Here is a 14,149-nt window from a genome sequence, read left to right on the forward strand (position 1 = left end):
GCGGCGACGCCCGGTCCGGTCCGGACGAGGGGCGACCGCCTATTCTTCCGGGGGGCGTGGAGCGCGATCGACGACCGTGCCGCCCCCGCCAGCAGTGTCCTGACCGTCCGACGAGAGGCAGAGCGTGAGCTCCGCAGGCGACGCGAACGGCGGCCTCCCCGGCCGTCCGACCTTCAGCAGCACCAGCGGTTCCGACGGCGCCACGCGCGGTCCGGTCCGCCAGAGCGCCACGCGCCCGACGACGTCCCGCACCTCCGCCCGCCCGGGCACCTCCGCGACCGGTCGACCAGGAGCCGGTGCGCGGACGTCGTCGTCGGCGACGACAGGCGCTGCCGCGGGGAGTCGAGCCGCGATCAAGCGGGGGAACCCGCGCACGGGCTGGCGTCGCTTCGTCAACTACCCGCGCTACCACGTGACGAGCTTTCGCCGGTGGCTGCCGTCGTGGCGCGTGGTCGTCGGGGCGTTCCTCGGGGTGTTCGCGCTCGGGGTCGGCGTCGTCGTCGCTGCCTATGCGACGACGAAGGTGCCGACGGCCGCCCCCTACACGAAGCTCCAGACCTCGACCGTCTACTACTCGGACGGCAAGACCGTCATCGGGAATCTCCGGTCCGCCTCTGCCGGTGACGACGCATACTCAAACCAGAACCGCAAGATCGTGACGCTCGCCGACCTGCCTGACTACGTGAGCCAGGCCGTCGTCGCGTCCGAGGACCGCTCGTTCTACAAGAACTCCGGCGTCGACCCGAAGGGCATCGCGCGCGCCTTCGTCACCAACCTGCACAAGGCGCCCGGCGCCAACAGCGCGGGCGGCTCGACCATCACGCAGCAGTACGTCGAGCGTTACTTCCACGAGGGCTCGACCACCGACTATGTCGGGAAGTTCAAGGAAGCGTTGACGGCGGTCAAGGTCTCGAAGGAGATCCCGAAGGACCAGATCCTCGAGGGCTACATCAACACCATCTACTTCGGGCGTGGTGCCTACGGGATCGAGACGGCAGCCGAGGCGTACTTCGGCACCACCGCCGCGAAGCTCACACCCTCGCAGTCCGCGCTGCTCGCCGGCCTCATCCCGGCGCCCTCGGCCTGGGACCCCGCGATCGGGCCGAAGTCGAAGGGGATCGCCGAGGGGCGCTGGAAGCGCAACCTCGGGTTCATGCTCGACGACGAGTACATCACCCAGGATCAGTACGACAAGGCCATCAAGGACGGCTTCCCGAAGACGAAGAAGGTGCAGAAGTCCAAGTCCCTGTCCGGCCAGCGCGGGTACCTCATCGACATGGTCCGCCACGAGCTCTCGGCGTCAGGCATGACGGACGAGCAGATGGACACCAAGGGCATGAAGATCGTCACGACGATCGACAAGTCCATGGAGGACGAGGCCGTCGCCCAGGTCAAGACGACCGCGAAGGACGCCTCGAAGTACCTCGGCACCGGGCTCGCGACCGTCGACCCGTCCAACGGTGCGATCCTCGCGATCTACGGCGGAAAGGACTGGGTGAAGAACCCGTACAACGCGTCGGCGTCGGGCTTCGACGGCATCAAGGGCGCGACGGCGCAGGGCGGCTCGACGTTCAAGGCGTTCGCGCTCGCGGCCGGCCTCGAGGCCGGGTACTCGCTCGACCAGACGTTCGACGGCAGCGACGGGCAGAAGATCGACGGCTGGGACACGCCGACGGGGATCGTCAACAACTTCGACGGCGAGGGCTTCGCGAACGAGACGCTCCGCCAGGGCTTCTACGACTCCGTGAACACGATCTTCGCCCACCTGAACGTCCAGATCGGCCCGGCCAAGACCCAGGAGATGGCCGAGCGCCTCGGCCTCCAGAAGATCCACGACAACCCGGCGAACGTCCTCGGGACCGACTCGGTGTCGGCGCTCCAGATGGCAAGCGCTTACGGCGTGTTCGCGTCGGGCGGGCTCAAGACCACCCCGCACGTCATCAAGAAGGCGACGGACTCCGAGGGCGAGCTCGTCTACCAGGGCCCGACCAAGCAGAAGCGCGTCATCTCCGCGGAGGTGGCGGCCGGCGTCGTGTCCGCCATGCAGGACGTCCCCGTCAAGGGCACCGCGAAGCACCTTCCGGACACCTACCAGAACCCGGTCCAGTACGTGGGGCGTCCCATCGCCGGGAAGACTGGCTCGGCGAACTCCAACTTCGCCGCGTGGTTCGTCGGGTTCACGCCCCAGGTCTCCACGGCCGTCGGCAACTGGCAGTCCACCAAGTCGGGGAAGGTCGCCACGATCGAGCCCTTCGGCTGGTACAAGCTGCACGGCTGGACGATGACCGGTGGCTCGTGGCCCGTCGCCCTGTGGTCCAACTACATGAAGGTGATCACCGCCGACATGCCGGTCGAGCAGTTCCCCGAGTACGACCCGACGCTCTCCACCTGGACGCCGACGGCGACGCAGACGCCCACCCAGACGGCCACCGAGGAACCGACCGACCAGCCCACGCAGGACCAGGCCACGCAGGTGCCCCAGGGCCTGGTGGGTCAGAACGTCGCCGCGGCGCGGCAGGCGATCCGGCAGGCCGGGCTCAACCCGACCGTGACCAAGCAGTACTCCGACACGGTCGCTCCCGACGTCGTCATGAGCGTCTCGCCGAACGAAGGCTCGACCGTCAACCGCGGCACGACGGTCCTCGTCGTCATCTCGCAGGGCCCCGAGCCCAAGGCGACGACGCAGGTGCCCGGCGGTCTCGTGGGCGGGTCGTCCGACGCGGCCCAGGCGGCCGTCAAGGGCGCCGGCCTGAACCCTGCCGTGCGGACCGAGTGGAGCGACCAGCCGGCCGGCACGGTCATCCGGGTCGAGCCGAGCGAGGGTGCCACCGTGGACCAGGGCTCGACGGTCACGATCGTCGTGTCGGACGGCAAGGGTGCGGGCGGCGACGGCGGTGGCGGCGGTGGCAGCACGACGCCACCGACGTCGTCGCCGACCGACGGCAGCGACGACGGCAACGACCAGACCGGCGGCCAGGGCGGCAACGACGGCTGACGCCGGGTGACTGGGGGCGCTACCGGATTTCCGATCCGGCGGTGACCCCCGGTACTCTGGAGCGTTGCCGTGCGCCCGGATCCCCGGGGCGTGCGCCCGGGCACCCGTCCGGCGTCGCGTGCGCGGCAGACGCAGACCCTCCTGTCACGGAAGGACCGTGACCGCAAAGACCACAGGAGGTGGGTTCACACATGCGTCAGTACGAACTGATGGTCATCCTCGACCCTGAGATCGAGGAGCGCACCGTTGCTCCGTCTCTCGACAAGTACCTCTCGGTCGTGACGACCGACGGTGGCTCGGTCGACAAGGTCGACATCTGGGGCCGTCGTCGCCTCTCCTACGACATCAAGAAGAAGTCCGAGGGCATCTACGCCGTCGTCGACTTCACCGCGGAGCCGGCCACCGCCAAGGAGCTCGACCGCCAGCTCGGCCTCAACGAGGTCGTCCTGCGGACGAAGGTCCTGCGCACCGACGCCGACTGAGTCCGGAACCGAGACCGACGAGCATCACGCTCTCGGGCGATGAGACCGGGCCGCCCGCACCCTCGCGGATGTGGGCGACACCTGGCAGCATCGCCGCAACGGGAACGACCGACCGAAGGAGCAGGCATGGCAGGCGAGACCATCATCACGGTGATCGGCAACCTCACGGGTGACCCCGAGCTGCGGTTCACGCCGTCGGGCGCCGCGGTCGCCAACTTCACCGTGGCGTCCACGCCGCGCACCTTCGACCGCCAGTCGAACGAGTGGAAGGACGGCGAGACGCTGTTCATGCGCTGCTCGATCTGGCGGGAGGCCGCGGAGAACATCGCGGAGTCCCTCACCAAGGGCACCCGCGTGATCGCCTCCGGCCGGCTGGTCCAGCGTTCCTACGAGACGCGCGAGGGCGAGAAGCGCACCGTCGTCGAGCTGCAGGTGGACGAGATCGGTCCGTCCCTGCGGTACGCCACGGCCAAGGTCACCCGCGCGTCGCGCGGCGGTGGCGGCGGTGGTGGTTTCGGTGGCGGTGGCCAGTCGTCCGGCGGTTTCGGATCCTCCTCCGGTGGGGCGCAGCAGGACGACCCGTGGGCGACCGCGGGCCCTGCGTCGTCGTCGAGCTCGTTCTCGGACGAGCCGCCCTTCTAGCCCCACCGCACCCCCACACGAGAACACCGGTCCCCACGCGTCCCGCCGTCGAACCGACGGTGTCGCGGACGGACCGGAAGTACACGAAGGAGCAACACCATGGCCAAGCCTGTGGTGCGCAAGCCGAAGAAGAAGTCCAACCCGCTGAAGACCGCCAAGGTCGAGAGCGTCGACTACAAGGACGTCGCCCTCCTCCGCAAGTTCATCTCGGACCGCGGCAAGATCCGCGCGCGCCGCGTGACCGGCGTCTCCGTCCAGGAGCAGCGCCAGATCGCCCGCGCCGTGAAGAACGCGCGCGAGATGGCCCTGCTGCCCTACACGTCGACCGCCCGCTGACGGCCGGACAGGGAAGGACAGAACCATGGCAAAGTTGATCCTCACGCACGAGGTCACCGGCCTCGGTGAGCCCGGTGACGTCGTCGAGGTCAAGGACGGGTACGCCCGCAACTACCTCGTGCCGCGCGGCCTCGCGACCGCGTGGTCCAAGGGCGCCGAGTCGCAGGTCTCCGCGATCCGTAAGGCCCGCAAGGCCCGCGAGATCGCGTCGCTCGACGACGCCAAGGCGATCCGCGACTCGCTGCAGTCGAAGCCGGTCGTCGTCTCCGCCAAGGCGGGCCAGTCGGGCCGCCTGTTCGGCGCGGTGACCACGACGGACATCGTCGACGCCGCCAAGACCGCCGGGTTCCCGGCGTTCGACAAGCGCAAGGTCGAGATCGGGCAGCCGATCAAGGCCACGGGCACCTACAAGGTGTCGGTCCGCCTGCACCCCGAGGTGTCGGCGAACGTGACGGTCACCGTGGTGGCCGCCTGAGCCTCGCGCTCTGACCAGGCCCGGCCTCCCGCGATTCACGTCGTGGGGGCCGGGCCTTCGTCGTCCCTCGCCCGACGGCGCGCGGGCGCGTCAGGCGCCGGTGCGCATCCAGTCGGTGCCGCGGGCGCGCCACCCCGTCGTCAGCGCGCGGGCCGCCATGAAGACCCCCGCGAAGGCGAGCCACAACCACGCGAGGCCGGCTGCGCCGTCGGGCGCCCAGGCCCGGACGGCGAGCGCGACCGGGACGTAGACGACGAACGTCAGGACCCCGACCCACGCGAGGTAGCGGCCGTCGCCGGCGCCGATGAGGACGCCGTCGAGCACGAAGACCCAGCCCGCCATGGGCATGAGCAGCCCGCACACGGCCATCCCGACGGCGACGGCGACGCGGACGTCGTGGTCCTGGGTGAACAGGAGGGCGAACCACCAGCCGCCAGCCGCTATCAGCACGCCCAGCAGGGCGCCCGCACCCACGCCCCACTGGAGGGTGCGCCGCAGCACGCGGCGGGTGGTGGCGACGTCTCCCGCGCCGAGCCGGTGCCCGACGAGCGCCTGGGCGGCGATGGCCAGCGCGTCGAGCGCGAACGCGGCGAACCCCCAGACGGAGTTGACGACCTGGTAGCCGGCGAGCGCGACCTCGCCCAGCGCCGTCGCGACGAAGACGGTGAGAAGGATCGCGGCCCGCAGCGAGAGGGTGCGGACGAACAGGGGGACGCCGTCGCGCGCGTTGGCCCAGATCCCGCCCGCGTGCGGGACGAGCGAGGCGCGCTCGCGACGGGCGCCGCGCACGACGACGGTGCAGAGCACGGCGGCCATCGTGAGCTGGGTGATCGCGGTCCCGATGCCGGATCCGGCGATGCCGAGCCCCGCGCCGTACACGAGGGCGACGTTGAGGCCCGCGTTGACGACGGCGCCGCCCGACGCCACCCACAGCGGGGTACGGGTGTCCTGCAGCCCGCGCAGGACGCCGGTCGAGGCGAGGACGACGAGCATCCCGGGGAGGCCGCACGCGGACCAGCGGAGGTAGACGGCGGCGTAGTGGGCGACGTCGTCGGCGGCGCCGAGGGTGTGGGCGGCCCAGGGGGCGACGAGGGCGAGGAGAGCGCCGAGCGCGATGCCGAGGCCGAGCGCGAGCCAGAGGCCGTCGACGCCGGACTGGAGCGCCTCGCGCCGGTGGCCGGCGCCGATCCGGCGCGCGACGGCGGCGGTGGTGGCGTACGCGAGGAAGACGCAGAGCCCGACGAGGGTGGTCAGCAGGGTCGAGGCGACGGACAGGGCGGCGAGCTGGGCAGTGCCGAGATGGCCGACGACAGCGCTGTCGACGAGGACGAAGAGCGGCTCCGCGACGAGCGCACCGAGCGCGGGTACCGCGAGGGCGAGGATCTGACGGTCGAGGGTGCGGGTGGGGACGGGCGCGTCGTCGGTGTGCTGCGGCGTGTCGCGCGAGAGATTTCCGTCCACAGTTCCACAGGCTAACGAACCGTTGCGGTTCCGCCGTTTCGCTCCCTGGGCAGCGCGCAACTCGTCTGTTGTCCACAGCCTTGTCCACGACCTGTGCACAGCGCTCGGGCCACTGTCCCCAAGTTGTCCACACCGTCGTCCACAGGTCCGTTTGTGCGTCGGCGGCGGTGCGCCTACTGTCGCGGAGGCTCCCGTGGCGGGACGGTGGAGGTGGACCGGCTCCGCGCTGTCGGGGGTGCTTGTCGGGGGTACGGGGTAGAACAGGTGTTCGTATCCGCGCAGACCGTGCGGCACGGACGAGAAGGGGACGCGGCGCGTATGTCGATCGACGAGCTCGAGGCAGGCTACGACGCTCCTGACGCGGCGCCCGGTGGCGGGTTCGACCGCACCCCCCCGCAGGACGTGGCCGCCGAGCAGTCGGTCCTCGGGTCGATGCTCATCTCCAAGGACGCGATCGCCGACGTGGTCGAGGAGATCCGCGGCGCCGACTTCTACCGCCCGGCGCACGAGACGATCTACGACTCGATCCTCGACCTCTACGGGCGGGGCGAGCCGGCGGACGCGATCACGGTCGTCGCGGAGCTGACGAAGCTCGGCGAGCTCCAGCGGGTCGGGGGAGCGCCGTACCTGCACGACCTGATCTCCCGCGTGCCCACCGCCGCGAACGCCGGGTACTACGCGCGGATCGTCCGTGAGCGCGCGATCCTGCGCCGGCTCGTGCAGGCGGGGACGCGCGTGGTCCAGCTCGGGTACGCGACCGACGGCGGCGACGTCGACGAGATCGTCAACAACGCCCAGGCCGAGGTCTACGCGGTCACGGAGCGTCGGGCGAGCGAGGACTACGTGCCGCTGGCCGAGATCCTCGGCCCGACGGTCGACGAGATCGAGGCCGCAGGGCACCGCGGCGAGGGCATGGTCGGCGTGCCCACCGGGTTCGCGGACCTCGACCGGCTCACCAACGGGCTGCACCCCGGGCAGATGATCGTCGTGGCCGCGCGACCCGCGATCGGCAAGGCCCTCGCGCTCGACACGCCGCTGCCCACCCCGACCGGCTGGACCACCATGGGCGACGTCCAGGTGGGGGACGAGCTGCTCGCCGCCGACGGGACCCCCACGCGCGTGGTGCGGGCGACCGAGGTGCTCGTCGACCGGCCGTGCTACCGGGTCGCGTTCGACGACGGCACCCAGGTGGTCGCGGACGCGCTGCACGAGTGGTCGACGTCGACGCGCGACTCCCGGCGGACGTCCGGGCTCGAGGGGACCGTGCGGACCACCGAGGAGCTCGCCGCGACCGTCCACGCGGACACGCCCGACCGGCGTGCGAACCACGCCGTCGCGACCACGGCGCCCCTCGTCCTGCCCGACGTCGCACCCGCGGTGCCGCCGCGCGTCGTCGGGTCGGCCGTGGCCCGGGGCGAGCTCGCACGGGTCCCGCTCGAGTACCTGCGGGCGGGCGAGCTGCAGCGACGGGAGCTCCTGGCCGGCATCGCCGACGACGCAGGCCACGTCCTGCGGTCGGGTCTCGTCAGCCTCGACCTGGCGACGGGCTCGGTGGCGGACGACGTGCGCGAGCTCGTCGTGGGGCTCGGGTACCGGACGGACCCGGTTGCGGAGACCGGCGCGGCGACCGTCGTCTTCGAGGCTGACGACGACGTGTTCGCGCGCGACGACCTGAGGCTCCTGCACAAGGAGCTGCGGCCGTCGCGGCGGTTCGCGGCGCGGCTCGTGGTGTCCGTCGAGCAGGTCGAGTCCGTGCCCGTGCGGTGCGTCGAGATCGACCACCCCGACCACCTGTACCTGGCGACGCGCGCCATGGTGCCCACGCACAACTCGACGCTCGGGATCGACATCGTGCGGTCCGCGGCGATCAAGCACAACCAGGCCGCCGTCGTGTTCTCGCTCGAGATGAGCCGCAACGAGATCACCATGCGTCTGCTCGCCGCGGAGGCGCGGATCCACCTGCAGAAGCTCCGCAACGGTCAGCTTGGCGACGAGGACTGGCAGAAGCTCGCCGCGACTATGGGCAAGATCTCCGAGGCGCCGCTGTTCATCGACGACTCGCCCAACATGACCCTCACCGAGATCCGCGCCAAGTGCCGACGGCTCAAGCAGCGGCACAACCTCAAGCTCGTCGTCATCGACTACCTGCAGCTCATGACGTCCGGCAAGCGCGTCGAGTCCCGGCAGCAGGAGGTGTCCGAGTTCTCGCGTGCGCTCAAGCTGCTCGCGAAGGAGCTCGAGGTGCCGGTCATCGCGATCTCGCAGCTCAACCGTGGGGCTGAGCAGCGGACGGACAAGAAGCCCGCGATGTCGGACCTCCGTGAGTCCGGCTGCCTCACCGAGGACACGAGGATCCTGCGCGCCGACACGGGCGCGGAGACCACGATGGGCGAGCTGTTCGCGCTCGGTGCGCGCGACGTGCCCGTGTGGGCGCTCAACGACCGGCTCCAGTACGTCCGGCGGCACCTGACCCACGTCTTCCCGACGGGCGTGAAGCCGGTGTTCCGGGTCCGTCTCGCCTCGGGCAAGGAGGTCGAGGCCACCGCGAACCATCCGTTCCTCACCTATGGCGGCTGGACCGCGCTGGGCGAGCTCGAGGTCGGGTCGCGGGTCGGCGTGCCCCGGCACGTGCCCGGGCCAGAGCGCTGCGCCGAGTGGGACGACCGCAAGGTCATCATGCTCGCGCACCTGCTCGGTGACGGATCGTTCGTGAAGCGCCAGCCCATCCGGTACGCGTCGATCGACGAAAAGAACCTCGCGATCGTGTCCGAGGCGGCCGGGGCCTTCGGGATCACCCCGATCCGGGACGACTACGCGGCGGCGCGGGTCACGACGTTGCGGCTGCCCGCTCCGTACCGGCTCGCCCGCGGCCGAGGGAACCCGATCGCGGAGTGGCTCGACGACCTCGGCCTCTTCGGCCTGCGCAGCCACGAGAAGTTCGTGCCCGAGGGCGTGTTCCACCTTCCCAAGGCTCAGATCGCGCTTTTCCTCCGCCACATCTGGGCGACCGACGGCTCGGTGACCGTCAACGCAAACGGTCAGAGCGGGCGGATCTACTACGCGTCGACCTCGCGCCGGCTCATCGACGATCTCTCGCGGCTGTTCCTGCGGTTCGGCATCTCCACCCGGCTTCGGACCGCGACCGCGAAGGCGGACTACCGACCGGGCTACACGCTCGACGTGTCGGGGCTGGACGACCAGCGCCGGTTCCTCCAGGAGATCGGTGTGCACGGCGAGCGTGGCGAGTCGGCCGCGAGGCTGCTCGAGATCATCCGAGACAAGCAGGCCAACACCAACGTCGACACCGTGCCGCGTCAGGTGTGGGACGACGTCAAGGAGCTGCTCGTCGAGCGGGGGATGACGCACCGCGAGTTCGCCGCGGCGATCGGCACCCAGTTCGGCGGGAGCACGCTCTGGAAGCACGAGCCTTCACGGCAGCGGCTCGGTCGGATCGCCGCGGTGCTCGAGTCCGAGGAGCTCGAGATCATGGCCGTGAATGATCTGATGTGGGACGAGATCGTCGCGATCGAGCCGATGGGGGAGAAGCAGGTCTTCGACGCGACGGTCGTCGGGACGCACAACTTCATCGCTAATGGTGTTGCTCTGCACAACAGTATCGAGCAGGACGCGGACATGGTGATCCTGCTCCACCGCGAGGACGCCTACGAGCGCGAGTCTCCGCGAGCGGGGGAGGCCGACCTCATCGTCGCCAAGCACCGCAACGGTCCGACCGACGTCATCACCGTCGCGTTCCAGGGCCACTACTCGCGGTTCGTCGACATGCAGATGTAGTGACATAGGCGCCGTGTCGGTGCGCGCCCAGACACATGTCGACGTGCAGCCTACTTTTCCGTATATAGCACGTTTGTTACCTACGGACTCCTGACAAACATCAGTGACGGAAGCGCGCCTAGATTCCAGGATCCTCCGTTCCCGTTGGGAGCGCGGTTGGCGTTCCCGCCTGGGTAGCTGGCGGGGCAGTGGCCGCCTGGTGGGCGCATGATGTGACCCACCATCCCCCCAACCGCTCGGTGCAGTTCAGCACGTCGGGAAGCAGGGCCGGGTTGCCTACGGACTCCCAACATGAGGCGGTCACGAGGGGGCGGCACTCAGTCGAGCTGCCAGACATTGATGTGGCCCCTACCGTCCCTCCGGGACTTTCCGATGATGCTCGCATTCCTTAGTAGGTCGATGATTCTCTTGTGCGCATCGTCGTCGGGCACCTGGACCTTTCGGCCGCCGCGGTCGCACAGGTCTGCGTACGCCCCGCCCAGAGCGCGTAGGTGCGGGACCAGCGCGTCCCCCGCGAGGCCCGACCTGGCCAGGAGGGGAACCATCAGGGCCGCAGAGACTCCGCCCTCCAGGAGCCCGAGCTGCGGTCCGTCGAGCGTCAGCTCGTGGCTCAGGCAGTACTCGGCGACTGCGACACAAGCGGCGCCGGGGGCGCCGGCAAGATAGGCGCTCAGGTTCGTGACGAGGGTGCTCTTGATCGTGTTGTCGACCTCGTCGGCGTTCATGAGGGCGGCAACACGTTCGACGGTCACCACTGCCGGTGACATGAAAGTGGCGAACTGGGCGGAGACTGCGACGGCTGATGCGAAGGCGGCAGGGTTGGAGACGACGGACGGCGCGAAAGTCGCCGCGGTGTCCTCGACGAGGCCGTGCACGAGCAGCAGTCTCAAGATGCTCGTGGGTTCATCCGGAATCTCCTCAGCGGTCAGGTGCCGTGCGAACGGTGCATCCGACACGAGGGCGACCCGCTTGGCCGGGTCCGGAATCGCCTGGAAGGCGCTGACGATGGCAACCACCACGGACGTAGACGTGGCAGACGTGTCCCAGCCGACGACCCGTCCCGACGTTTCCAGAAAAGTCGCCAGCGGGGCGTCGACAGACCGGTCCGAGACGTACGCACTCAGGTTGGCGACGCTCGCGGTGAAGCGTCCATGCTCGGCCAGGTTCGGCCAGGTGCTCGTCGGCGCGTCCGTCACGTCTTCGAGCACGCACTCCGGGCTGGCGCGCGCCACGACCGAGTCGATGAGCGCAGCCTCGTGGTCGCCGATCGAATGCAGGACGTCGGCGAACGTGGCAGGGTCGTCGACGGTCGGCTTCATGCCGGTCGCGTCCAGGTAGTCGTCCAGGTGGTCAAGGACGGCCGCGTGCACGGCGGGCTCTTCCGCAGCGAGCTGATCCAGGCTCAGCGACGCCAGCCCTGCCGGCCGGGTGTCATTCGAGGTGGCACGGGCGAGGTTCGACGCGGTTATCGGGTAGGCGCCCGCCTTCTTGATCGGGGGTAATGCAGCGTCCGCGACCGGTCCGAGGTCGGCGAAGACGGCGCCGATCTGCAGCGCGAGCTGGGCAGCGCGTTCGCTCGCCGTGGTGCCACAGATCGAGGCCAGCTCGGGGTAGTTCTCCTCGACGAACCGTCGCGCGGTGGGTCGGAGGTTGTAGGCGACGTCATCGCTCCACCACACGAGCGCCGCGTCGACCATGCCCCGTTGGCGGACGAGGTCCACCTGAGCGTCCTCGGTCAGATAGGTCAGAATGTCGGGCCACATCGGGGCGAGTGCCTCGACGAACGCGCCGGGACGGTCCCCGTGCTCGGTGTAGGCGGCGAGCAGCCGGACTTCGTCGGCTCCCATCCGCGGGATGTTCGCGATGACACTGCGGGCCTGCTGCGGGTGGGAGGCGAGCAGGTGGTCGAGCAGCGTGACGTTGTAGGTGCCGACGTCCTCGAGTGCGTGCGGTCGGTCGTTCAGCACGGCGTCGACGTCCGGACCGGTCAGCGGATACAGCAGGTCCGGGACGCCCCGGTCGACGTTCCGCTGGACGAACCTCATCGCGTTGCGCGAGATCTGCTCGGCGTAGAACGGAGCGATATCCAGGCTGAAGTACTCGTCCAGGTAGCCGTGCTGCACCATGTCGGCTGCGAGGTCTGACCCGAGGATCCGTCTGGTTGCCTTTGCAAACGTCTCTCCTGACCTGGTCGGTGTGCCAGGCGACGCATACAGCCGTTCCCAGGTGGCGCGGGTGAGCATTGCGACGGTTCCCTCGAGTCTCGCGAGCTCGCGCTCCACCTGGGGCCGCGCCTCCGCGTCCCAGCGCTCGGCGGTCAGAGCCTCGCCGAGTAGCCGCCCCACGAACTGTGGTGTCAGCGGAATCGACGGTCCGTTGGACATTGTCATCGACGCGTTGCTTTGTCCTGCGGCGACGTCGCGCCAGAACTCCGGGGACGTGAGGAGCGCCTGCGGAGCGGAACGAGCGTACGGCGGAAGGGTGATCTGTGCCCCGAGCTCGCTCATAATCAGGTGCAGTCTGTTCCCGAGCGCCTCGCTGCGGTACGCCGCGGCGTCCTGGTTGACGAGCGCGGAGCGCAGCTCCTGGATGCGCTTCGTCCGCTCATCGACGTTGCAGGTCACCAAGTCTCGGCCGAGCCGGTAGAGGTCGTCGAGGTTGCTGGTGCCGAGCCGGATCCTCTCGAAGTCCTGCAGGTGGACGTTCTTGTAGACGACGACGGCCAGCAACCCGTCCGCATCGAGGTCGGGAACCGGGTGCGGTCCGTCGACGAGGCGGTGGTAGAACACCTTGAACTCGTTGCGGACGTTCGTCACGAGCCTCATGTCTGCGATGTGCCGGGCCACGATGTCCAGCAGGCGGTCGCTGACGCCGTAGCCGTCCTTCCGGAATGCCTTCGTCATGACGTCCCGTGCGTTCTCCCGGGTGATGAACGGTACGACCGGGATGACGAGGTCGAAGAACTTTGTCCGGTTCGCTCTCTGGACGTCCTGCCTGGCGACGTCCGATCGCCTGTTCGTCGGATTGCCGTTCTCCGCTGTGTCGGTCGCGCTGCTGCTCGACGCCTCCAGGAGGTCGTCCTCGAGCTTCTGGAACAGCGAGTCGCGCATCGCGTACACGAACCGCACCGGTCTGGAGACCAACTGCGGGGCCGAGTTGAGCAGTGTGTTCAGGGAACGCAGCGTCTCGAAGATTCCAGTGTCGTCGAACCTGTCGATGTCCTCGAAGATGACGAGGTCGTACTCGGTGACCTCGAAGAAGTAGACGATCTCGTCGAGGTATTCGTCGAAGTAGGTCGTGGGCGTCATTCGCGACAGCTTGATGTTCGCCGGGCCTGCAGCCACCTCGTCGACGGACACGCGGCCACGCATCATCCGTCGGACGAGGTAGGTGACGGCGCCGACTAGGAGGAACGTGACGACAAACGCGAGCGCAGGGTTGGAGAACCCGTGCCGGACCTGCGAGGCGATGCTCCGACCGAACGTTACGGAAATCGCTCCCACGGCCCCGACGAGTGCCGCCAGCAGGAGGCCGTCTCTTCTACGCCCACGCGAGGTCCGGTCGAAGCGTGAGCGCGGCGCCTTCGCGGGCTCGACCGTATAGAGGATCTGTTTGACGACCTCTTTCTGGATCTGGTTCGTCAGGTCCGCGTCTGGGTCCAGGCCCATGCTCGACAGCGAGACGTTCAGCGTCTTGTGCTTCTCGGTCTCCGCGAGCTTGACGAGGACGCTGCTCTTGCCGGTTCCGTAGGCCCCTGTCAGCGCGACGTTTCGAACGTCGGCCTCGTTGAGCGCAGCATCGAGGAGGCGGAGGTAGATCTCGTGATGCTCTCGCTCGTACTGCGGAGTCAGCAAGTCCAGGTCGAACGGGAGCGGCCGAGCCGTGCTGGGGTCGCCTTCTCGCTGTGGCATGTTGCGATGCTATTGGGCGGCGGGTGCGACTCCTCCGGTGGCACGCGCGCGCCCG

General features: G+C 69.2%; 8 protein-coding genes. 6 read left to right on the forward strand and 2 right to left on the reverse strand.

Annotation, left to right across the window (positions count from 1 at the left end):
• Positions 1–124 precede the first annotated feature (124 nt).
• The 5 genes from KDY119_RS00140 to rplI all read left to right on the forward strand — a co-directional run bounded on the left by KDY119_RS00140 (position 125) and on the right by rplI (position 4,930).
• Positions 125–2,995, forward strand: coding sequence for a transglycosylase domain-containing protein (locus tag KDY119_RS00140; RefSeq protein ID WP_051136993.1), 2,871 nt, complete (start codon positions 125–127; stop codon positions 2,993–2,995).
• A gap of 191 nt (positions 2,996–3,186) precedes the next feature.
• Positions 3,187–3,477, forward strand: a complete 291-nt coding sequence (rpsF, locus tag KDY119_RS00145; protein ID WP_036955255.1) for a 30S ribosomal protein S6 — start codon at positions 3,187–3,189, stop codon at positions 3,475–3,477.
• 126 nt (positions 3,478–3,603) lie between these two features.
• A complete protein-coding gene (locus tag KDY119_RS00150) occupies positions 3,604–4,119 on the forward strand; it encodes a single-stranded DNA-binding protein (RefSeq protein WP_036955253.1) in 516 nt (171 codons plus the stop codon).
• 99 nt (positions 4,120–4,218) lie between these two features.
• Positions 4,219–4,455, forward strand: coding sequence for a 30S ribosomal protein S18 (gene rpsR, locus KDY119_RS00155; protein WP_036955250.1), 237 nt, complete (start codon positions 4,219–4,221; stop codon positions 4,453–4,455).
• A 25-nt stretch (positions 4,456–4,480) separates the two neighbouring features.
• On the forward strand, positions 4,481–4,930 hold the full coding sequence (gene rplI / locus KDY119_RS00160) for a 50S ribosomal protein L9 (protein WP_036955247.1): 450 nt from the start codon (positions 4,481–4,483) through the stop codon (positions 4,928–4,930).
• A gap of 90 nt (positions 4,931–5,020) precedes the next feature.
• Here rplI and KDY119_RS00165 read toward each other — a convergent pair whose 3' ends face one another.
• Positions 5,021–6,391, reverse strand: coding sequence for an MATE family efflux transporter (locus KDY119_RS00165; protein ID WP_036955245.1), 1,371 nt, complete (start codon positions 6,389–6,391; stop codon positions 5,021–5,023).
• A 318-nt stretch (positions 6,392–6,709) separates the two neighbouring features.
• Between KDY119_RS00165 and KDY119_RS00170 the strand changes: the two genes are divergently transcribed.
• A complete protein-coding gene (locus tag KDY119_RS00170; protein ID WP_036955242.1) occupies positions 6,710–10,183 on the forward strand; it encodes a replicative DNA helicase in 3,474 nt (1,157 codons plus the stop codon).
• Between the two features lie 317 nt (positions 10,184–10,500).
• Here the strand turns inward: KDY119_RS00170 and KDY119_RS00175 are convergent, their stop codons facing one another.
• Positions 10,501–14,094, reverse strand: a complete 3,594-nt coding sequence (locus KDY119_RS00175) for a YobI family P-loop NTPase (RefSeq protein WP_036955240.1) — start codon at positions 14,092–14,094, stop codon at positions 10,501–10,503.
• Positions 14,095–14,149 lie beyond the last annotated feature (55 nt).

Source organism: Luteimicrobium xylanilyticum, from assembly GCF_009429125.1.
In the GTDB taxonomy this organism is placed as follows: domain Bacteria; phylum Actinomycetota; class Actinomycetes; order Actinomycetales; family Cellulomonadaceae; genus Luteimicrobium; species Luteimicrobium xylanilyticum.

Coding starts and splice junctions, on each gene's coding strand:
- rpsF (WP_036955255.1), top strand. CDS start 3,187: ATGCGTCAGTACGAACTGATGGTCATCCTCGACCCTGAGATCGAGGAG.
- KDY119_RS00150 (WP_036955253.1), top strand. CDS start 3,604: ATGGCAGGCGAGACCATCATCACGGTGATCGGCAACCTCACGGGTGAC.
- rpsR (WP_036955250.1), top strand. CDS start 4,219: ATGGCCAAGCCTGTGGTGCGCAAGCCGAAGAAGAAGTCCAACCCGCTG.
- rplI (WP_036955247.1), top strand. CDS start 4,481: ATGGCAAAGTTGATCCTCACGCACGAGGTCACCGGCCTCGGTGAGCCC.
- KDY119_RS00170 (WP_036955242.1), top strand. CDS start 6,710: ATGTCGATCGACGAGCTCGAGGCAGGCTACGACGCTCCTGACGCGGCG.
- KDY119_RS00175 (WP_036955240.1), bottom strand. CDS start 14,094: ATGCCACAGCGAGAAGGCGACCCCAGCACGGCTCGGCCGCTCCCGTTC.